The 19,032-nt window shown below is 64.1% G+C and carries 19 protein-coding genes; 4 read left to right on the plus strand and 15 right to left on the minus strand.

Translation table 11 applies throughout. The features are described 5' to 3' along the window. Positions 1–104: 104 nt before the first annotated feature. From phoB to CIT39_RS31930, 10 genes are all read right to left on the minus strand, one after another. Positions 105–812, minus strand: a complete 708-nt coding sequence (gene phoB / locus CIT39_RS31885; RefSeq protein WP_094976360.1) for a phosphate regulon transcriptional regulator PhoB — start codon at positions 810–812, stop codon at positions 105–107. A 23-nt stretch (positions 813–835) separates the two neighbouring features. Continuing rightward, a complete protein-coding gene (gene phoU / locus CIT39_RS31890; RefSeq protein ID WP_094976359.1) occupies positions 836–1,552 on the minus strand; it encodes a phosphate signaling complex protein PhoU in 717 nt (238 codons plus the stop codon). Between the two features lie 11 nt (positions 1,553–1,563). Then, positions 1,564–2,385, minus strand: coding sequence for a phosphate ABC transporter ATP-binding protein PstB (pstB, locus tag CIT39_RS31895; RefSeq protein WP_094976358.1), 822 nt, complete (start codon positions 2,383–2,385; stop codon positions 1,564–1,566). Continuing rightward, positions 2,382–3,233 (minus strand): phosphate ABC transporter permease PstA, encoded by an 852-nt coding sequence (gene pstA, locus CIT39_RS31900; protein ID WP_094976357.1) that lies wholly within the window; start codon positions 3,231–3,233, stop codon positions 2,382–2,384. The genes pstB and pstA overlap by 4 nt, the downstream gene beginning before the upstream one ends. Before the next feature lie 4 nt (positions 3,234–3,237). Then, complete coding sequence (gene pstC, locus CIT39_RS31905) at positions 3,238–4,227, minus strand: phosphate ABC transporter permease subunit PstC (RefSeq protein WP_162308790.1); 990 nt, start codon at positions 4,225–4,227, stop codon at positions 3,238–3,240. Between the two features lie 137 nt (positions 4,228–4,364). Beyond that, complete coding sequence (gene pstS, locus CIT39_RS31910; RefSeq protein WP_094977032.1) at positions 4,365–5,378, minus strand: phosphate ABC transporter substrate-binding protein PstS; 1,014 nt, start codon at positions 5,376–5,378, stop codon at positions 4,365–4,367. 144 nt (positions 5,379–5,522) lie between these two features. Then, positions 5,523–6,821 (minus strand): ATP-binding protein, encoded by a 1,299-nt coding sequence (locus tag CIT39_RS31915; protein WP_094976355.1) that lies wholly within the window; start codon positions 6,819–6,821, stop codon positions 5,523–5,525. 28 nt (positions 6,822–6,849) lie between these two features. Beyond that, a complete protein-coding gene (locus CIT39_RS31920; RefSeq protein WP_094976354.1) occupies positions 6,850–7,902 on the minus strand; it encodes a lysylphosphatidylglycerol synthase domain-containing protein in 1,053 nt (350 codons plus the stop codon). A 437-nt stretch (positions 7,903–8,339) separates the two neighbouring features. Next, positions 8,340–8,642 (minus strand): hypothetical protein, encoded by a 303-nt coding sequence (locus tag CIT39_RS31925; protein ID WP_162308791.1) that lies wholly within the window; start codon positions 8,640–8,642, stop codon positions 8,340–8,342. A 2-nt stretch (positions 8,643–8,644) separates the two neighbouring features. Then, a complete protein-coding gene (locus CIT39_RS31930; protein WP_094976352.1) occupies positions 8,645–10,039 on the minus strand; it encodes an OmpA family protein in 1,395 nt (464 codons plus the stop codon). Positions 10,040–10,203: 164 nt separating this feature from the next. On the opposite strand from CIT39_RS31930, the gene CIT39_RS31935 reads away from it, so the two are divergent. Further along, entirely contained in the window at positions 10,204–11,262 is a 1,059-nt protein-coding gene (locus CIT39_RS31935; protein ID WP_094976351.1) for a polysaccharide deacetylase family protein, read from the plus strand. 186 nt (positions 11,263–11,448) lie between these two features. Beyond that, positions 11,449–12,249, plus strand: a complete 801-nt coding sequence (locus CIT39_RS31940) for an SDR family oxidoreductase (protein WP_094976350.1) — start codon at positions 11,449–11,451, stop codon at positions 12,247–12,249. 78 nt (positions 12,250–12,327) lie between these two features. Here CIT39_RS31940 and boxB read toward each other — a convergent pair whose 3' ends face one another. From boxB to CIT39_RS31955, 3 genes are all read right to left on the minus strand, one after another. Further along, complete coding sequence (boxB, locus tag CIT39_RS31945) at positions 12,328–13,764, minus strand: benzoyl-CoA 2,3-epoxidase subunit BoxB (RefSeq protein WP_094977031.1); 1,437 nt, start codon at positions 13,762–13,764, stop codon at positions 12,328–12,330. A gap of 120 nt (positions 13,765–13,884) precedes the next feature. Next, positions 13,885–15,573 (minus strand): 2,3-epoxybenzoyl-CoA dihydrolase, encoded by a 1,689-nt coding sequence (boxC, locus tag CIT39_RS31950; protein ID WP_094976349.1) that lies wholly within the window; start codon positions 15,571–15,573, stop codon positions 13,885–13,887. A 283-nt stretch (positions 15,574–15,856) separates the two neighbouring features. Beyond that, entirely contained in the window at positions 15,857–16,420 is a 564-nt protein-coding gene (locus tag CIT39_RS31955) for a hypothetical protein (RefSeq protein ID WP_094976348.1), read from the minus strand. Between the two features lie 155 nt (positions 16,421–16,575). Between CIT39_RS31955 and CIT39_RS31960 the strand changes: the two genes are divergently transcribed. Then, a complete protein-coding gene (locus tag CIT39_RS31960; protein WP_334273050.1) occupies positions 16,576–16,914 on the plus strand; it encodes a hypothetical protein in 339 nt (112 codons plus the stop codon). After that, on the plus strand, positions 16,880–17,434 hold the full coding sequence (locus tag CIT39_RS31965; protein WP_334273051.1) for a hypothetical protein: 555 nt from the start codon (positions 16,880–16,882) through the stop codon (positions 17,432–17,434). Before CIT39_RS31960 ends, CIT39_RS31965 begins: the two co-directional genes overlap by 35 nt. Before the next feature lie 171 nt (positions 17,435–17,605). Here the strand turns inward: CIT39_RS31965 and CIT39_RS31970 are convergent, their stop codons facing one another. Together CIT39_RS31970 and CIT39_RS31975 are read right to left on the minus strand one after the other, a co-directional pair. Beyond that, positions 17,606–18,130: a DUF309 domain-containing protein gene (locus CIT39_RS31970; protein WP_094976346.1), complete on the minus strand. Its 525-nt coding sequence runs from the start codon at positions 18,128–18,130 to the stop codon at positions 17,606–17,608. Between the two features lie 18 nt (positions 18,131–18,148). Further along, on the minus strand, positions 18,149–18,967 hold the full coding sequence (locus CIT39_RS31975) for an alpha/beta fold hydrolase (RefSeq protein ID WP_094976345.1): 819 nt from the start codon (positions 18,965–18,967) through the stop codon (positions 18,149–18,151). Positions 18,968–19,032 lie beyond the last annotated feature (65 nt).

Below are 19,032 nucleotides of genomic sequence, written 5' to 3' on the forward strand. Positions count from 1 at the left end.
GACGGGCGCAAGCGCTCGCGCGGAGATCCCGGGCTCGCGCTGCGCGCGCCCCGGGATGACGGCTGAGATTGCGGCTACAGCGCCAAACGGCAGCCCACAACCCGCTACGCCTGCTCGGCCTTCGCGAAGCGATCGTCCAGCGCGTAGCCGGCGCCGCGGACGGTGCGGATCGGGTCCTGCTCGCGGCCGAGATTGAGCAGCTTGCGCAGGCGGCCGATATGAACGTCGACGGTGCGCTCGTCGATGTAGATGTCGCGGCCCCAGACGCTGTCGAGCAGCTGCTCGCGCGAGAACACGCGGCCGGGATGCTCCAGGAAGAACTCCAGCAGGCGATATTCGGTCGGGCCGAGATCGATCGGCCGGCCCGAGCGCGCCACGCGGCGCTTGTCGCGGTCGAGCTCGATGTCGCCATAGGCCAGCACGGTGGCGAGCCGCTCGGGGCTGGCGCGCCGCAGCAGGCCCTTCACGCGCGCCAGGAGCTCCGGCACCGAGAACGGCTTGACGATGTAATCGTCGGCGCCGGTCGCAAGCCCCCGCACCCGCTCGCTCTCCTCGCCGCGCGCGGTGAGCATGATGATCGGCAGCTGCTTGGTGTCGGGCCGGGTGCGCAGGCGCCTGCACAGCTCGATGCCCGACAGGCCCGGCAGCATCCAGTCGAGCACGATCAAATCGGGGATGTGCTCCTTGAGGCGGGTGTCGGCGTCGTCGCCGCGCATGACCGTCTCGACGTCATAGCCGTCGCCTTCGAGGTTGTAGCGAAGCAGCTCGGTGAGAGCTTCCTCGTCCTCAACCACCATAATGCGTGCGCCCATGGTGTCGTCGCTCCTTAAAGTCTTCAGGTATTCGGGATCGCCGTGGCGAAGGTGGTCATGTCGCCCTTCGGCCGCTTGTCGGTGATCGCCTGGCCCTCGATCATGTAGAACACGGTCTCGGCGATGTTGGTGGCGTGGTCGCCGATCCGCTCGATGTTCTTGGCGCAGAACATCAGGTGGATGCAGAACGAGATGTTGCGCGGATCCTCCATCATGTAGGTGAGGAGCTCGCGGAACAGCGAGGTGCAGATCGCGTCGACCTCCTCGTCGCCCTTCCACACCGCCATCGCCGCCGGCAGATCGTGCGCGGCATAGGCGTCCAGCACCGACTTGACCTGCTGCTGCACGAGGTCGGTCATGTGCTCGAGGCCGCGGAACAGTTTCAGCGGATGGAAATCGGTCTCCAGCGCGGCGACGCGCTTGCCCATGTTCTTGGCGAGGTCGCCGATGCGCTCGAGGTCGGTCGCGACGCGCATCGCGCCGACGATCTCGCGCAAATCCACCGCCATCGGCTGGCGGCGGGCGATGGTGAGCACCGCGCGTTCCTCGATGCGCTTCTGCAGCGCGTCGAGATCGGCATCGATGGTGACGACGCGCTGGCCGAGCGCGACGTCGCGGCGGATCAGCGCATCGACGGAATCGACGATCATGCGCTCGGCGATGCCGCCCATCTCGGCGACCAGGCGCGTGAGTTCCTGGAGGTCGGTGTCGAAGGCCTTGGCGGTATGTTCGGTACCCATGTTCCGTCTCCTCAGCCGAACCGGCCAGTGATGTAATCCTGCGTGCGCCGGTCAGTCGGCGACGTGAAGATCTTGCTGGTGTCGTCGAACTCGATCAGCTCGCCGAGATACATGAAGGCGGTCTTGTCGGAGACGCGCGCGGCCTGCTGCATGTTGTGGGTGACGATCGCGATCGTGTAGTTCTCGGACAGTTCCTGGATCAGCTCCTCGACCTTGGCGGTCGAGATCGGGTCGAGCGCCGAGCACGGCTCGTCGAACAGGATGACTTCGGGGCGCACCGCGACGGTGCGGGCGATGCACAGGCGCTGCTGCTGGCCGCCGGAGAGCGACAGGCCGGAAGCGTTGAGCTTGTCCTTGACCTCGTTCCAGAGGGCGCCGCCGCGCAGCGCCTTCTCGACGCGGTCGTCCATCTCGGACTTCGAGATCTTCTCGTAGAGGCGGATGCCGAAAGCGATGTTCTCGTAGATAGTCATCGGGAACGGCGTCGGCTTCTGGAACACCATGCCGACCCGGGCGCGCAGCAGATTGAGGTCGAGCTTGAGGTCGAGGATGTTGGTCTGGTCCAGCATCAGCTGGCCGGTGGCGCGCTGGCCCGGATAGAGATCGTACATCCGGTTGAAGATGCGCAGCAGGGTCGACTTGCCGCAGCCCGACGGGCCGATGAACGCCGTGACGCGGTTGGCGCCGAGCGTCAGGTTGATGTTCTTCAGCGCGTGGTGCTCGCCGTAATAGAAGTTGAGGTTGCGCACCGTCACCTTGGCGGGCGCCTCGGGCAGCACAGGCGCGTGCGGCAGGCCACCGGACGCGCTCATCGATACGGAAAGATCACTCATTTTGCGGTCCTCTCGGCGCCAAGGATGCGCGCGCCAATGTTCAGGGCAAGCACGGTCAGGGTGATGAGCAGTGCGCCGCTCCACGCCAACTGCTTCCAGTAGGCGTAGGGGCTCTGCACGAAGTTGTTGATGGTGACGGGCAGGTTGGCCATCGTCTTGTTCAGGCCGAGGCTGAAGAACTGGTTCGACAGCGCGGTGAACAGCAGCGGCGCGGTCTCGCCGGCGACGCGGGCGGTGGCGAGCAGCACGCCGGTGATGAGGCCGGACCGGGCCGCACGATAGGCGATCCGCTTGATCACCAGCGAACGCGGCAGGCCCAGCGCCGAGGCCGCCTCACGCAGCGGATTCGGCACCAGCAGCAGCATGTCCTCGGTGGTGCGCAGCACGACCGGGATCACGATGACGGCGAGCGCCAGGCTGCCCGCGATCGCGGAGAAGCCACGCATCGGCACCACCACCGCGCCGTAGATGAACAGGCCGATGATGATCGAGGGCGCCGAGAGCAGGATGTCGTTGATGAAGCGGATCACCGAGGTCAGGCGGTCGTTGCGGCCGTATTCGGCGAGGTAGGTGCCGGCGAACAGGCCGAGCGGCGCGCCGATGCCGACGCCGATCACCGTCATGATGACCGAGCCGACGATCGCGTTGCGCAGGCCGCCTTCGGTCGAACCCGGAGGCGGCGTATCCGCGACGAAGAGCTCGAGATTGAGGCCGGCAAGGCCGTTGTAGAGCAGCGTGACCAGGATCAACGCGAGCCAGGTGACGCCGAAGACCGCCGCGGCGAAGCAGAGCCCGCGGATGACGATGTCGGTGCGGCGACGACGCGAATAGATCGGATTGAGGGCCATGACCTTACTTCCCCGCCTTCTTGTCCAGCCGCATCAGCATCAGCCGCGCGGCGGCCAGCACGAAGAACGTCAGCACGAACAGCAACAGGCCGAGCAGGATCAGGCCGGACTGGTGCAGGCCGTCGCTCTCGGCGAACTCGGATGCGATCGCCGCCGAGATCGTGGTGCCCGGCGCGAAGATCGACGAGGAGATGCGGAAGGAGTTGCCGATGATGAAGGTCACCGCCATGGTCTCGCCGAGCGCGCGGCCCAGCGCCAGCATGACGCCGCCGATGATGCCGACGCGGGTGTAGGGGATCACCACGCTGCGGACGACCTCCCAGGTGGTGCAGCCGACGCCGTAGGCGGCCTCCTTCAGCACCGGCGGCACCGTCTTGAACACGTCGACCGAGATCGAGGTGATGAAGGGCAGCACCATGATGGCGAGAATCAGCGCGGCGTTGAACGTGCTGAGATAGGACGGCGGACCCGCGAAGATCGCGCCGAGCACCGGGACGCCGTCGAATATTTTGATCATGAAGGGCTGGAAGCTGTTGGCCAGAAACGGGCCCAGCACGAAGAAGCCCCACATGCCATAGATGATCGAGGGAATGCCGGCCAGCAGCTCGATCGCCATGCCGATCGGGCGGCGCAGCCATTGCGGGCAAAGCTCGGTGAGGAAAATCGCAATGCCGAGACCGACGGGAATGGCGATCAGCATCGCGATGAACGAGGTGACGAGCGTGCCGTACATCGGCCCGAGCGCGCCGAGCACCGGCGGATCGGCCGACGGCGCCCAGCGCTGCGTCCACAGGAAGGAGAAGCCGAATTCCTTCATCGCCGGGAACGCGCCGACGATCAGCGAGATGATGATGCCGCCAAGGATCAGCAGCACCGAGATCGCGGACAGCCGCGTGATCCAGTAGAAGGTGACGTCGCCGAGCTTGAACGCGCCCAAGGCCTTGGCGCGATCATACGGTCCGGCGTCGTCGATGATATCGCTCTGAACGGCCATTTCTGCCACGCCGATCCCCTGTACCCGTTATATACGCTTGTTGCCGGTTGTTGTGGTCTTGCGCTCCGGACGCGGCGCAAGGCCGATCCGGAGCGGAGGTTTTCGAACTCCCGGAGTGATGTCCGGGACAGGAGCTCTTAGCTCTTGATATCGGCAGCCCAGGTCTTCTCGATCTGCTTGACGACGGTGTCCGGCATCGGGATGTAGTCGAGCTCCTCGGCCGCCTTGTCGCCCTTCGTGAAGGCCCAGCGGAAGAACTTGATGGCTTCCTGCGAGGCCGCCTTGTCGGTGGCGTCCTTGTGCATGAGGATGAAGGTCGCCGCCGTGATCGGCCAGGACTTCTCGCCGGGCTGGTCGGTCAGGATGACGTAGTAGCCGGGCGCCTTGGCCCAGTCGGCGTTGGAGGCGGCCGCCTGGAACGCTTCGACGGTCGGCTGCACGGTCTTGCCGGCCTTGTTGACGAGACCGGTGTAGGTCAGCTTGTTCTGCTTGGCATAGGCGTACTCGACGTAGCCGATCGAGTTCTTGGTCTGGCCGATGTTGCCCGACACGCCTTCGTTGCCCTTGGCGCCGACGCCGACCGGCCACTCGACCGCGGTGCCCTCACCGACCTTGCTCTTCCAGTCCGCGCTGGCCTTGGAGAGGTAGTTGGTGAAGTTGAAGGTGGTGCCCGACCCGTCCGAGCGGCGGACCACGGTGATCGCCTCCGACGGCAGCTTCACGTTCGGATTGAGCTTCTTGATGGCCGGATCGTCCCACTTGGTGATCTTGCCGAGATAGACGTTGGCCAACGTCTCGCCGTCGAACACCATCTCGCCGGGCTTCACGCCCTCGAGGTTGACCACGGCAACGATGGCGCCCATCACCATCGGCCACTGGACGAGGCCGTCCTTCTCGAGCTGCTCGGCCTTGAGCGGCATGTCGGTCGCGCCGAAGGTCACGGTCTTGGCCTGGATCTGCTTGATGCCGCCGCCGGAACCGATCGACTGGTAGTTCAGGCCGTTGCCGGTCTCCTTCTTGTAGGCGTCAGCCCACTTCGAATAGATCGGGAACGGGAAGGTCGCACCGGCACCGGTGATGTCGGCAGCAAAGGCCGCTGTCGTCGAAGCGGCGACCATGCCGGCAGCGACGATCGTTTTGAGGAAATTCATGCTGGTCTCCATACAGGGGAGCGAAGCGCCATCCGCGCCCGATCGCGCTCCCCATGCCGCCCCTTTAGGAGCGGTCGGCTGTGCTTTTACGAAGGTTTGGTGACAGTTGGATGACACGCCTAAGCGACTGTAATCGCTTGTCTTTCAGGTCGCCGCCGGCCCTCTCGCCTGGGGAAAACAGGCGGTGAAGGTGGCGCCCTGCTTGGGCACGCTCTCGATCAAAAGCCGGCCCCGATGGCGGTTAAGAATATGTTTCACCAGCGATAATCCGAGCCCGGTGCCGCCCTGCGAGCGGCTGTCGCCGACGTCCACCCGGTAGAACCGCTCGGTCAGCCGCGGCAGGTGCTCGGGCGCGATGCCGGGGCCGAAATCGCGCACCATGATCCGGATTTCCTGAGTTCCATCAGTGGCCGCGCCAGATGTCAGCGACACGATGACGCGACCGCCGGAGGCGCCGTATTTGAGCGCGTTCTCGATCAGATTCTCGAACAGGCGGAGCAGCTCCTCGCGGTCGCCCGCGATCATCACCGGCCCCTCCGGCAGCTGGATCTCGACCTCGACCTGGCGCTCGCTCGCCAGCGGCTCGAGCCCGTCGGCGACCTGGCGGATGATCGGCAACAGGTCGACGAGCGTGTCGGGCCGGACATGGGCCGACAACTCGACCCGCGACAGCGACAGGAGGTCGTCGATCAGGCGCGCCATGCGGGTGGCCTGGTTGTGCATGATGCCGAGGAAGCGCTCGCGCGCCTTGGGATCGTCCTTGGCCTGGCCCTGCAGCGTGTCGATGAAGCCCGAGAGGGCAGCCAGCGGCGTGCGCAGCTCGTGGCTGGCATTGGCGACGAAGTCGGCGCGCATCTCCTCGACCCGGCGCAGCGGCGTCTGGTCGTGGAAGGTCATCAGCATGCATTTGTCGGCGCCGCCGAAGCTGGTCGGCACCGGCACCGGCGTGATCATGAGCTCCATCCAGCGATCGACCGGGACGTGGTCGAGATAGGTCGCGCGCCGCGCCTCGGTGGTCGCGATCGCTTCGCGCAACGCCGTGATGATCTCCGGTGAGCGCAGCGCGAACTGGGCGAGCTCGCTCCGGCGCAGCGCCGGCGCGAGCTGGGCGGCGGCGGCGTTGAGGTGGATGACGCGGCCGGCGCGGTCGAGCAGCACTGCCGGATCCGGCATGCCGGCGACGACCGCCGCCACCGCCGCGCTCTCGACCGGGTTGATGCGCCTGACCTCGTCGCGGGACGCGGCGGGATCGTGCAGCCGCCACGGGATCAAGGCCGCAGCGGCGATGCAGAGGAACACGATCGCGGCATGAAGCGCCGACATTTCGCCGAGCGAGACCACGACGGACAGCGCCAGCGCCGCGGCGATCAGGATCACGGTCGAATGCCGCAGCCGGTCGGACCAGGGCTGCGCGGAGGGAGAAGATGGGGCGTCAATCGCCATCGGGCGGACTTCTCCTGGAGGACCGGTCCTAAGACTTGTCGCTGCGCTCTCTCACGTAAGCGGCTTTAGGCGCCGGGCCGGGGTCGAGCTTGAGCGCCGCCTGCTGCAGGCGCTTCGATCGTGCGCCGATGATAACTTCGCGAAACGTCAGCAAGATTACAGAGATGACGAAGGGCGAGAGATAATAGAGGACGCGGAACAGCAGCATGCCGCCGAGCAGCTCCTCGCGGTCCATCTGCCAGAGGCCGACCAGCATGGCGGCGTCGAACACCCCGAGCCCGCCGGGCGAGTGGCTGGCGAAGCCGAGCAGGGTGGCCGAGACGAAGATCACCGCGACCACCACGAAGCCGAGATTGGGCTCGTCCGGAACCAGCACGTACATCGCGAGCGCGCAGAAACCGAGATCAATGATGCCGATCGCGATCTGCAGCAGCGTCAGCGGGCCGCCCGGCAGCTGCACGGTCCAGGGCCCGCGGCCGACAACGCGCGGCTGGGTCCAGACCCAGACCACGTAGCCGACCAGCCCGACGATGATCATCAGGGCCAGCGTCCGGTTGAGCCAAGGCGGCAATTGGTCGATCGAGGCGGCGGCCTCGGGATGATAGGCGATGCCGAGGCCGAGCACGGCGGCATTGCCGAGCCAGAAGGTCAGGCCGGCGAGGAAGCAGATCTTGGCGACGTCGATCGCGTTCAGGCCGTAGGCCGAATAGATGCGATAGCGCACCGCGCCGCCGGTGAAGACGGATGCACCGACATTGTGGCCGATCGAATAGCTGGTGAAGGCCGCGAGCGCGTTGATGCGATAGGGCACATGGGCATGGCCGATCGCGCGCACGGCGAACAGGTCGTAGAAGGTCAGGGTGAAATAGCCCGCGGTGACGAACAGCGCCGCCAGCGCAATCTGGCTCGGCTCGGTGCTCTTGATCGCTTCGAGGACTTCGTTGAAATCGATGCCTCGCAGCATGTGGTAGAGCACATAGCAAGCGATGCCGATGACCGCGACGCTGATCACAACGCCAAGCTTATGCAGGATTTGCTTCTGGCGCAGAAACGACACCGCTCTGCGTATGGCTTCCAGCATCTAGACCTCGAACAACGCTTCAGCGGCCAGGGTGGCCGGCGAACAGGCAGACGACGCACAGGCACTCAACGAACGGCACTCGACGATCCCTTGCCGCCGGCTCCGGCATCGCGCATGCCCCCTGCCCCTCCACTAGCGTGTTTTGGGGCGGAGTGGAATTCGCCAATTCGAACAAAAACACGTGCATTCAATATTTTAGGCAGGGTTGCGGGCTCCTGGTGCACGGTTTGGCGCCTTCGGCGGCAGGCTTGACGCGAATCTCCATGGCGATCCTGCGCAGGCGCCGTGAAGTTTTGATGATTTCGGCCGCACAATGTTCCGTCATGGCTTAAGCTGACGTCAATCTATGGGCCGCGCGCGCCTGTTGAAAGAGGGGGCGACATGAGCGTTTGGTCACGGTTTGCCGATGATCTCAGTGCCCACGTTGCACAGCAAAATCACAGAACGGCCTCAGGCTGGCTGCGCGAGACCACGCGGTCGCGAAGCCAGGCACCGATGGTGCAGCCGATGAGGTAGCAGGCGAACATGATCAGGCCGAGATCGAGCCAGTAGCCGAAGCGGCCGGGGACGACGTGTGCGAACGAGGCCGCGACCAGGCCGGCAGCAAGCGCGGCCAGCCAGCGCGCCGTCACCTTCGAGGTGCCGTTGCCGCGCTGGACCACCGAGATCCAGCCCATGCAAAAGCCCAGCAGCAGCGAGCCGATCAACCAGCCCAGATGGAACGAGACGAGATAGGGCATCGTCACCTCACCAGAAATTCGATGCGGCGGTTCTGCGCCTTGCCGTCATCGGTGTCGTTGCCGGCGACCGGCTGCGTGCTGCCATGGCCGACTGCGGTGAAGCGGCTGGCGGGCAGGCCGGCCTTGACCAGATAGTCGATCACCGCCTGCGCACGCTTCTCCGAGAGAGCCCGGTTGAAGCCGCCCTCGCCGTCGGCGTCGGTATGTCCGGCAACCTCGACATTGGTGGTGGGGCAGCGCAGCGCCGTCTCGATCAGATGATCGAGGATGGCGGCGGAATCCGGATCGATGTCGGCGCGCTTGGCCGCGAAGCGGATCTTGCCCTTGGCCAGAAGGTCCGTGAACAATTGCTGGCACACGGTGCCGTCGACAGGGCCTGCCGCGGGCTTCACGGTGATCTCCGGCTTGTACTGCCAGTTCTTCGGGAAGTCCTTGCCGAGGCCGGCGCGGATGTCGTTGGCGGCCGCCTCGTAAAGCGCATCGCCCGACAGCTTCACCTCGCGGTCGGAGACCACGAGCGTGCCTGTCGACAGCCGCGACAGCGCGCCGAGTGCGGCGATCACGGCCGTGTTGAAGGAGCCGGGCGCGCCGACGCTGGCCTTTAGATTGTCGACGACCTTCTCGGTGAAGAATTTTCGCGCGGCGCTGGTGGCGATCGCCGCGTGGATGGTGTTGTCGGGCACGTAGCCGGTCAGCGTCACGGTCGCGGCGACGGGATCCTTGTAGGCCTGGAAGATATAGGGCGGCGCCTTGACGTCGTTGGCGGCGATCGAAAAGCCTTCGGGCAGGTTCTTCAGCGCCGCCGCGATCGCCTCGCGGCCACCGAGATCGCGCGCCATGCCCGAGAGATTGACCTTGGTGTCCGTGATCGTGATCTTGCCGTCCTTCAGCTTGCCGATCTGGTCCAGCAACAGCGTCGCGGCGGCCTCGAACCGCGGCGGCGCACCGCGCGCCAGCCCCATCTGATCGGCCACCTCGGCGCCGCCGACCTCCTTGCGGGCCACCTCGGTCAGCCGGCCCTTCATCGACGGCAAGGGCGCGGAGCCCGACAGCGTCACCCGCACCACGTCGCGCTCGGCGTTCCAGACGAAGGGTTTGGCCTCGGGAACAAGGCGGGTCCGGTCGTCGACCAGGCGCACGCCGGGGACGGTCTCGACCGCCATCACGGCGTCCCGGCGCCCCTCCTCCGAGAAGGCGTCCGCGGCCAGGCTGACGTCGCGGCCATCGACCGTGATCCGGGTCTTGTCCAGAACGGTATCCTTCAGCGCAGCCGAGCTGCGGGCCGACAGGTCGGCCTCGACCGGTAAGGTATTATTCCAGGCCGCAAATCCCCACATGACGGCCAGGGGGATCAGCCCCAGCCACCATTTGCTGGCCCACCTAAAAAGCTTCTGCATTCGACGACCCGAACTCTGGAACCGGAGACAAAACAAACCCTTGGCAGGCTGTCAAACCGGAAATGGTGCCCTTCCGAGGGCGCCGGCCCGACAATCCGACTAACTTTTTCTTCAAGGGTTCTTCCGTAAGTTGCGGGCGGAATGCCAGAGTCTGCCAGCGGGTCATGAAACAACTGCGTAACAACGTCATCCGCGCCGGGCTGGGAGCACTCTATTTCAGCGGGGCGCACCACCTGCTGCGCCCACTTTTGTCGGGCGTCGGCGCCATTTTCATGCTGCACCATGTGCGGCCGGCCCGTGAGGCCGCGTTCCAGCCGAACCGGCATCTCGAAGTCACCCCCGAATTCCTGCGCGCGACGCTGTGCCATCTGCGCTCGCGCGACATCGACATCGTCAGCATGGACGAACTGCATGAGCGGCTGGTGCAGGGCCGGTTCGACCGCCGCTTCGCTGCCTTCACCCTCGACGATGGCTATCGCGACAATCTCGACTACGCGCTGCCCGTGATGCGCGAATTTGACGCGCCTCTGGCGGTCTATGTCGCGAGCGATTTTGCCGAAGGCACTGGGCGGCTGTGGTGGGCGGCGCTGGAGGCCGTGATCGCCAAGGCCGAGCAGATCGACGTCACGATCGGCCATTCCGCGCTGCGGCTCGATGCGACGACGGCTGTGGCCAAGCAGGTAGCGTTCGACCGCCTGCACGACTGGTTGCGCGCGCTGCCCGGCGAGCACGATCTCAAGCGGGAGATCGAGGCGCTCTGCGCGACGCACCACGTCGACATGGCAGCGCTGTGCCGCAGCCTCTGCCTGTCCTGGGCCGAGTTGAAGAGCTTTGCCGCCGATCCGCTGGTCACGATCGGCGCGCATAGCGTCAGCCATTGCAACCTCGCCAAGCTGGCCGAAGACATCGCCACGCAGGAGATCGCCACGAGCCGCGCGCGGATCGAGCAGGCGCTGGATCGTCCGGTGCTGCATCTCGCCTATCCCTATGGCGACCGCGAGGCCGCAGGCGTACGCGAATTCGGCCTCGCTGCAACGGCGGGCTTCAAGACCGCGGTGACGACGCGGCCCGGCATGCTGTTCGCCGACAATGCCGCCCACATGACGGCGCTGCCGCGCGTCTCGCTCAACGGCAACTATCAGGACGCGCGGATCCTGCCGGTGCTGACCTCGGGCGCCGCGACCGCGATGTGGAACGGCTTCCGCCGGATCGCGGCGGCTTGATCCATCCGCACATTCCGCCCTCATCCTGAGGAGCGCTCCAAAGGAGCGCGTCTCGAAGGATGGCCGCCGCCCGCATCCTTCGAGACGCGCCGACGCGCTCCTCAGGATGAGGGCGGAGCTGGCAGCCTCTTCCTTGACTCCCCTCCCCCGCCCGCCCAAAACATCGCCAAACCAAAGGGAGGCACCATGTTCAACGATCTGTTCTCGCTCAAAGGCCGCGTCGCGCTGGTGACCGGCGGCTCGCGCGGCATCGGCAAGATGATCGCGGCGGGATTTCTCAGCGCCGGCGCCGCAAAGGTCTACATCACCGCGCGCAAGGCCGGCCCGTGCGAGGCCACGGCCAAGGAGCTCACCGCGCAATATGACGGCGAATGCATCGCGCTGCCGATCGACATCTCCACCGTCGAGGGCTGCGACAGGCTCGCTTCCGAGATCATCAAGCTGGAGCCGAAGCTCGACATCCTCGTCAACAATGCGGGTGCGGCCTGGGGTGCGGAGTTCGACGAATTCCCTGAAAGCGGCTGGGACAAGGTGATGGACCTCAACGTCAAGTCGCTGTTCTTCCTGACCAAGGCGCTGGCCAAGCCGCTGCGCGCGGCGGCCTCACACGAACGGCCGGCGAAGGTGATCAACATCGCCTCGGTCGACGGCATCTTCGTCAATCCGGGCGAGACCTATTCCTACGCCGCCAGCAAGGCCGCCGTGATCCATCTGACGCGGCGCATGGCGACGAAACTGATCAAGGACAACATCAACGTCACCGCGATCGCGCCGGGCGCGTTCAAGTCCGACATGAACCGGGCCGCGCGCGACCATTCGGACGAGGTCGCCAAGCGCATTCCGGCGCGGCGGATCGGGACCGACGAGGACATGGCGGGGCTAGCGATCTACCTCGCCTCGCGCGCGGGTGATTATGTCGTCGGCAATACCATCGCGGTGGACGGCGGCGTGGTGTACGCCAATGCGGGGCTGGAGATCGCGGGGTAGGCGGAGCGCGAATGGTGAGTAGCGAATGGCGAGTGGCTCACCTACTCGCTACTCGCCAACCACCACTCGCCAGCGCCCTTACGACTCGATCTTCACGTACTCGAAATCACCGGGCTTGTTGTCGATGCCGACTTTCGGCGGCGAGATCCAGGAGGCGAACTTGCCGCTCTCCGTGACGGGCTGCATCAGCGAGGTGATGAAGTTGCCGTCGGCGGTCGAGGGCAGCCAATCGTCCTTGCGCTTCGTCCAGGTGGCATCGTCGATCAGGAGGCCATCGGGCGTCGCGTGGATGCTCTTGAACTCGCCGATGTGGCGGTGGAAGGCGACGTTCGGCAGCTTGAGCTGGAAGTCGTAGCCCGCGGTCGAGATCACCTTGTTCCAGCGCAGCAGGCCCTTGACGCAATCCTGGCTGTAATCGTCGCGCAGGCGCATGTTGAGCGCGGTCAGCGCCGGCTCGTCGACCAGCTTGATCTCGCCGTCGATGAACTTCAGCACCGGATAGGTGGCGTTCTTGAGCTGGTGATCGTCCTCGATCTGGGTCTCGTGATAGCGGCCCTTGATGCCGGCGTTGAAGGCGTTGGCCGCGTTGGTCGAGACCTCCGAGCCGAACAGATCGAGCGACAGCGTGTAGTGCAGGTTCAACTTCTTCTGGATGGTCGGAAGATCGATCACCCCGAGCGCGCGGACCTTGGCGATGTCGGTGGGATCGGTGATGCCGGCTTCGCGCATCGCATCGCAGGTGCGCTGCACGACGCGGGTGATGCCGGTCTCGCCGACGAACATGTGGTGCGCTTCTTCCGTCAGCATGAAGCGGCAGGTACGCGACAGCGGATCGAAGCCGGATTGCGCGAGGCTGTGCAGCTGCATCTTGCCGTCGCGGTCGGTGAAATAAGTGAACATGAAGAAGGACAGCCAGTCCGGCGTCGCCTCGTTGAAGGCGCCGAGCATGCGCGGCGCGTCGGCATCGCCGGAGCGGCGGCGCAGCAAATCGTCTGCTTCCTCGCGGCCGTCGCGGCCGAAATATTTCTGCAGCAGGTAGACCATCGCCCAGAGATGGCGGCCTTCCTCGACATTGACCTGGAACAGATTGCGCATGTCGTAGAGCGAGGGCGCGGTCTTGCCGAGATGGCGCTGCTGCTCGACCGAAGCCGGCTCGGTGTCGCCCTGGATCACGATCAGGCGGCGCAGCATGGCGCGATGCTCGCCGGGGACCTCCTGCCAGGCTGGCTCGCCGTAATGCTCGCCGAACGGCACGACGCGGTTCTCTTCCTGGGGAGCCAGGAGAATGCCCCAGCGATAGTCGGGCATGCGGACATAGTCGAACTTGGCCCAGCCGCGCGGATCGACCGAATAGGCGGTGCGCAGATACACCAGCGATTCCTGAAAGCCTTCCGGCCCCATGTCGCTCCACCAATCCATGTAGCCGGGATGCCAGCCTTCGAGCGCCTTCAGCACCTGGCGGTCTTCAGCGAGATTGACGTTGTTCGGAATCTTGGTCGAGTAGTCGACGTTCATGATGTTCATGGGGGACCTCCCGTGGGGGACTGGCTTACGTGATCGCTGTCGTTGATCGTCGCCTGCGAATGGCGAGTAGCGAATGGAATTCCCTATTCGCTATTCGCCACTCCCTACTCGCTAAACCCGCGTCATATCGAATTTCGGCTTCTGGCCGCTGCCGTAGCGGCGCAGCGCGCCTTCTTCGCCGACTGCGTTGGGGCGCTGGAAGATCCAGTTCTGCCACGCGGTCAGGCGCGAGAAGATTTTCGATTCCATCGTCTCGGGGCCGACGAAGCGAAGGCTCGCTTCCATGCCGGTAAGGCTGTCGGGCGAGAAGCTGGCGCGTTCCTCCAGGAACACGCGGACCTCGTCGTCCCAGTCGATGTCGTCGAGCGCGAAGGTGACGAGGCCGAGCTCCTCGGCCTGCTCGGCGTCGAGCGCGGTGCCAAGCGTCGCTTCCGCGCGCTCCACATCGGAGGGATCGGCCTGGAAGCGCGATTGCAGCCGCGTCAGGCCATGGCTCATCGGATAGGGGCCGAAATTCATCGCGGAGAGCTCGATCGACGGCGGCGGGCGGTTGTCGCCCTGGCGCGTCCCGACCAGCATGTAGGAGCGGTCGGCGGCGAAGACGAGCTCGGCGAGCGTGCCAGCAAAGCAGGAGCCGGGCTCGACCAGCGTCACCAGCGTGCGCGAAGTGACGTCGATGCGCTTCAAGACGCGCTTCCAGTAGTGGCGGATCTCGTTGACGAGCCAATGCGCCTTGTTGGCTTCGAGGAAGGCATCGTGCGCGAGCACATGGGCGCGCTCGCCATGGCTCTTGAACACCAGCATGGCGATCTCGAGCTCGTTGATGCGCAGATGCAGGATGGCGTCGTCGAGCTCGCGCGCGACCTGGAGCGGCCAGAACGATGCGCCCTGCGCCATCATGCCGTCGATGTCGGCGGGGGCGGCTGCTTCGGGCGCCTTGATCGAGATGGTCGCGATGCGGGCCATGCGGTCGATGTCGACGGTGACGAAGCCGTAGCGGATGCTTGTCTCGTCGATGACACGCTTGAGTGGGGAGAGCGTAATGCCCTTGCCGCTACCCTTGCGCTTCGAGGCGGCCGCGAACTCCTTGGCGCGCTCGGCGATCTTGCCTTCGAGCTTGCTGTTCGGCACGATCTCGTCGACGAGGCGCCATTGCACGGCGCGCTTGCCCTTCACGCCTTCCTCGATGGTGCAGAAGAAATCGGCGTGGTCGCGGCGCACCTTGCGCTTGTCGACGACGCGGGTGAGACCGCCGGTGCCCGGCAGCACCGCGAGCAGCGGCACTTCGGGCAGCGCGACGGCGGACGCGCCGTCGTCGGCCAGAATGATGTGGTCGGTCGCGAGCGCCAGCTCATAGCCGCCGCCGGCCGCGGAGCCGTTCACCACGGTGATGAAGCGCTGGCCAGAATTCTCCGAGGAGTCCTCCATGCCGTTGCGGGTCTCGTTGGTGAACTTGCAGAAGTTCACCTTGTGAGCGTGCGTCGAGCCCGCAAGCATGCGGATGTTGGCGCCGGCGCAGAACACGCGGTTCTTGGCCGAGCGCAGCAGCACGACCTTCACTTCCGGATGCTCGAAGCGCAGGCGCTGCACAGCATCCGCAAGCTCGATGTCGACGCCGAGATCGTAGGAATTGAGCTTGAGCAGATAGCCCTCGAACAGGCCGCCGTTCTCGTCGACGTCCATGGTCAGCGTCGCGACGTCACCCTCGACCGCGAGCTTCCAGTGCTTGTAGCGGGAGGGTTCGGTCTGGAAATCGATGAATGTCGCGCCGCCTGCGAGGCGCCGATCTTCCCCGGCCATGGGCCATCCCTATGCTGTCTTGGTTGTACCGTTAGATGCACAATAGTGCATCTTTTGGGATGCGTCCAGCCCTTAACTGCGTCCGCATGCACTTTGTTGCACATTATCGCCTTGACAAAGCAGCACGCGACGTTTGGTTCTGAAGCCGCCCCGCAGGGGAATGGTGATTCCGAAACGATTCCCTCTCAACGAGCCGGAAATTGGCGTGAGAATAGCTTGGCTATAACCTTTGCAGGCATCTGCGCATTGGAAGAATGGCAAGCCCGCCGAGATGCTGGCGGGCCTATTTCTCCGGCCGACGTGGTTTGCGCCGTATATGCTGCAACGAGTCGCCAAGCTGAATGAACTCGTCGGGCCCCGCGCCCATTCGTCCGATGTCGAATGCGAGTTCGGTAATGCATCTGTCGATCAGTAGGGCAAGCTTCATCAGCTTCCCAAAATCCAAGTCCCATTCGTAAGGCTTCCGTGGCCCCCAATTGAACACGGCAGAGTTGGTAATCCCGTCGGAACTTTCCACGTGATCGCCGGTCCAGGTGCCATGCATGACTCGGTCGCGTAAGAATTTGGCATCTTTGATCCTGCGGATGAGAGCGATAATTTTAGGTTGGTGTTCAGGTAGGATTTCGCGCTCAACAGCGGCCTGCCATTGGTTAAGGCGCTGGTCTACGGCGCGCGTGGCGTCAAATATATCGCGCGCAGCTTTGTCGTCTGTTAGTGCGTGAACGAACGCGGTTATAAAGGTTTCGAGTTGAGACCACTGGACAGCTATGGCTCCTATTGCCCAAAGTTCGTTGTCTGTGGGCGTCATGACAAACGTGAACTGCTTGCGGCGAGACGGCAGCACCATGAAAAAGCCCTCTAACGCTCAGGAAATTGAAATTCATTCTTCGGACGCGCCGCTGGCGCGACGGTGCAAGCCCGCCGCAGCACCGGGCATAGGAAAAACCGAAAGTTAAGAGGAAGCCGGCGCAACGCCAGCGCAGAAAGCGCAGCGCTTTATGCATGAACGTCTTTGTGGTTAGCGACGCGATGGAACGCCTTGACTGCGCGGAGGCGTCAGCTGCGAAAACCCTCCAAACATCGAACCAAAAGGCCGTAGAATTCACGCCCGTAAGAAAATCAGCAAAGAAGGCTAGTCCTCTTTTCGTTTTTGCCGTTCGCGCTGCCGCTCTGCTTCTTCCTGTCGTCGCCTGCGCTCCTCCTGCTCGCGCTGCTCTCGAATTATCTGCTGTTGGATATCCGTTTGCGGTGGCCCTTTATGGCCGCGCTCTGGTTCATCTGGAAACATTTGGTTGGCCCATGACTGATGATGATCGCAAAAAAACTCGCCGAGACACTTAAAGTGGCAGATCTTGAGGTTCTAAAGGAAATCGTTCGTGAAGCCGAGTCGTTCTTGACGGCGCAATTGACGGCGGGGCTTGCTGCTGACCAGCGTGCAATAAATACGGCAGTATATCTTGCGGCCATCTTAGCTGCCATTGTGGGCGGGACGGCAACATTGGTTTCTGTTGGTAAGCCGCTCGGATTGCATCTGTTGGGCGTTGGATGGATTGTTTTCTTTCTGGCCTTTGCATTAGTCCACGCAGTACGCGCTGCCCGGCCCACTCCATTCAGCTATGCTGGCAACAACCCTGCACATTGGGAGCCGGACGTTAAAGAAAAGCGCTGCCTGCGTGATTCATTAGCGGGACAGGCAGCGATCTACGCTCAAGGCATTCGGACAAACGTAAAGTGCCTCAACGAGGCCCACGCCTTTATGAGGCTTTCGCTAATGGCCGGCCTTTTGGGCATTCTAGGCTTTGCGCTTATCGAATTTGTCGTGATTTTGTCAACTGTCGCACAAACAGGTCATCCATTTTGACTTGCAACGTACGCGGTCGCCACAAGCCCCCGCATTCTACGGCTTCGTCGAGGACGATCGGACTTTTGGAAGGCTTGGCCATCGGCTTGCTTGATTGATTGATTGATAGAACTGCTACTAGTGATGCGATCATATTGCCAAAATCTCACGTGCACTTTGTTTCATATTCGCTCAGGACCGCACGATGGCGCTGATCGCGATCCAGTCGGCCTTGGAGAGCTGGGGACGGCCGAGCTTGGCTTGGAGCAACGCCGTCAACGCCGGAATCGGAAAGCTCTCGACGAAGCCATCGCCGGCCGGCGCCGCCTTGCGCGAGGTGAGCGACATCAACTCCGCAAGCGCGTCGCCGAACAGGCGCGCGGCCGAATGCGCCTTCTGCATCCGCAGCCGCAAGTTCGCATTGGCGATATGGATGCAGGCGCGCAGCAGGATGCGTTCGCGGCCGCTCTGCGGGGCCGCGGCCCAGACCGTCTCCAGCACCTCCTGTGCTTCCCAGAAATAGCCGCGGTCGTTGAGCGCGAGCCCGTAACGCAGCGCCGGGTGGCGGGCCGGCACGTAGCCGCGAAAGGCCGATGGCACCAGCGCCTTGGCCAAACCAAGCGTCTCGTCATCGGCCTCGATGCCGCCGGTCTCGCCCGGCACATAGGCCCATCGCGGCCACGGCAATTGGCCGGTCGCATGTGAAGGCACATTCATGGATGTGCCTTCACATGGTCATGCGGCGCGTACCTGAAGTCCCTGATCGTCGCGCAGGGCCGCATCTGCAAATTGCTCGATCGCGTCAAGCGTCGCCCCCGGCGCTTCACGATGCGGGGAATGGCCCGCGTCTGAAATGACTTTAATATCGACCGGACAGTAGCACTCTTCCTGCGCAATTTCGACCTGACGCAGTGTCCCATATTGGTCGCCTGCACCCTGCAGGACCATGATGGGAACGCGGATATAGGCGAGATATTCCGAGATGTCCCAATCGCGGAATTTCGGGTCGAGCCAGGCGCCGTTCCAGCCGTAGAAGGCGTTGTCGACGTCCTTGTGCCAGCGCGCGAGTTTTGCCTTCAGGTCGGTGGTCTCGAATGTCGTCTTGATGGCGGCGATGGATGTCACGGAGATGTCCTCGACGATGAAATGCGGGGCGAGGAGCACGAGGCCCTGCAGGCGATGATCCTGATGCGCGCCGGCATAGATCGTCGCGATCGAGGCGCCGTCGGAATGGCCGAGCAGCAGGCCACGCCTGAAGCCGATCGCGTCGAGCAGCTTCGGCAGCACGTCCAGTGCCTCGCGCTGCATGTAGTCGAGCGGCCGCGGCAACGTAACCGGGCTGGACTGTCCATAACCCGCGCGCGAATAGGCGAAGATGCCGGCGCCGGTCGCTTGTTGCAGCTTCTCCGGGAAATCGCCCCAGAGGCCGACGCAGCCGAGACCTTCGTGCAGCATGACGATGGTCGGCGCGTCAGCGGATGCGGGCGCAAGCCATTTGTATTCGAGGCTGGCGGCACCGACGTCGAGGAAGCCTGTGGGCGTGAGGTTGGTCATTTCTGCGCTCTTCTCTCTCCGTCGCCATGGCCGGGCATAGCCGTCTGAAGGACGGCGTCGCTTCC

Origin of the sequence: Bradyrhizobium symbiodeficiens (assembly GCF_002266465.3) — a bacterium.
In the GTDB taxonomy this organism is placed as follows: Bacteria; Pseudomonadota; Alphaproteobacteria; order Rhizobiales; family Xanthobacteraceae; genus Bradyrhizobium; species Bradyrhizobium symbiodeficiens.

Coding starts and splice junctions, on each gene's coding strand:
- pstB (WP_094976358.1), bottom strand. CDS start 2,385: ATGAGTGATCTTTCCGTATCGATGAGCGCGTCCGGTGGCCTGCCGCAC.
- pstC (WP_162308790.1), bottom strand. CDS start 4,227: ATGGCCGTTCAGAGCGATATCATCGACGACGCCGGACCGTATGATCGC.
- CIT39_RS31975 (WP_094976345.1), bottom strand. CDS start 18,967: ATGACCAACCTCACGCCCACAGGCTTCCTCGACGTCGGTGCCGCCAGC.
- boxC (WP_094976349.1), bottom strand. CDS start 15,573: ATGGCCGGGGAAGATCGGCGCCTCGCAGGCGGCGCGACATTCATCGAT.
- CIT39_RS31970 (WP_094976346.1), bottom strand. CDS start 18,130: ATGAATGTGCCTTCACATGCGACCGGCCAATTGCCGTGGCCGCGATGG.
- CIT39_RS31920 (WP_094976354.1), bottom strand. CDS start 7,902: ATGCTGGAAGCCATACGCAGAGCGGTGTCGTTTCTGCGCCAGAAGCAA.
- CIT39_RS31915 (WP_094976355.1), bottom strand. CDS start 6,821: ATGGCGATTGACGCCCCATCTTCTCCCTCCGCGCAGCCCTGGTCCGAC.
- CIT39_RS31965 (WP_334273051.1), top strand. CDS start 16,880: ATGATGATCGCAAAAAAACTCGCCGAGACACTTAAAGTGGCAGATCTT.
- phoU (WP_094976359.1), bottom strand. CDS start 1,552: ATGGGTACCGAACATACCGCCAAGGCCTTCGACACCGACCTCCAGGAA.
- CIT39_RS31940 (WP_094976350.1), top strand. CDS start 11,449: ATGTTCAACGATCTGTTCTCGCTCAAAGGCCGCGTCGCGCTGGTGACC.
- pstS (WP_094977032.1), bottom strand. CDS start 5,378: ATGAATTTCCTCAAAACGATCGTCGCTGCCGGCATGGTCGCCGCTTCG.
- CIT39_RS31935 (WP_094976351.1), top strand. CDS start 10,204: ATGAAACAACTGCGTAACAACGTCATCCGCGCCGGGCTGGGAGCACTC.
- CIT39_RS31930 (WP_094976352.1), bottom strand. CDS start 10,039: ATGCAGAAGCTTTTTAGGTGGGCCAGCAAATGGTGGCTGGGGCTGATC.
- CIT39_RS31925 (WP_162308791.1), bottom strand. CDS start 8,642: ATGCCCTATCTCGTCTCGTTCCATCTGGGCTGGTTGATCGGCTCGCTG.
- pstA (WP_094976357.1), bottom strand. CDS start 3,233: ATGGCCCTCAATCCGATCTATTCGCGTCGTCGCCGCACCGACATCGTC.
- boxB (WP_094977031.1), bottom strand. CDS start 13,764: ATGAACGTCGACTACTCGACCAAGATTCCGAACAACGTCAATCTCGCT.
- phoB (WP_094976360.1), bottom strand. CDS start 812: ATGGGCGCACGCATTATGGTGGTTGAGGACGAGGAAGCTCTCACCGAG.
- CIT39_RS31960 (WP_334273050.1), top strand. CDS start 16,576: ATGAACGTCTTTGTGGTTAGCGACGCGATGGAACGCCTTGACTGCGCG.
- CIT39_RS31955 (WP_094976348.1), bottom strand. CDS start 16,420: ATGGTGCTGCCGTCTCGCCGCAAGCAGTTCACGTTTGTCATGACGCCC.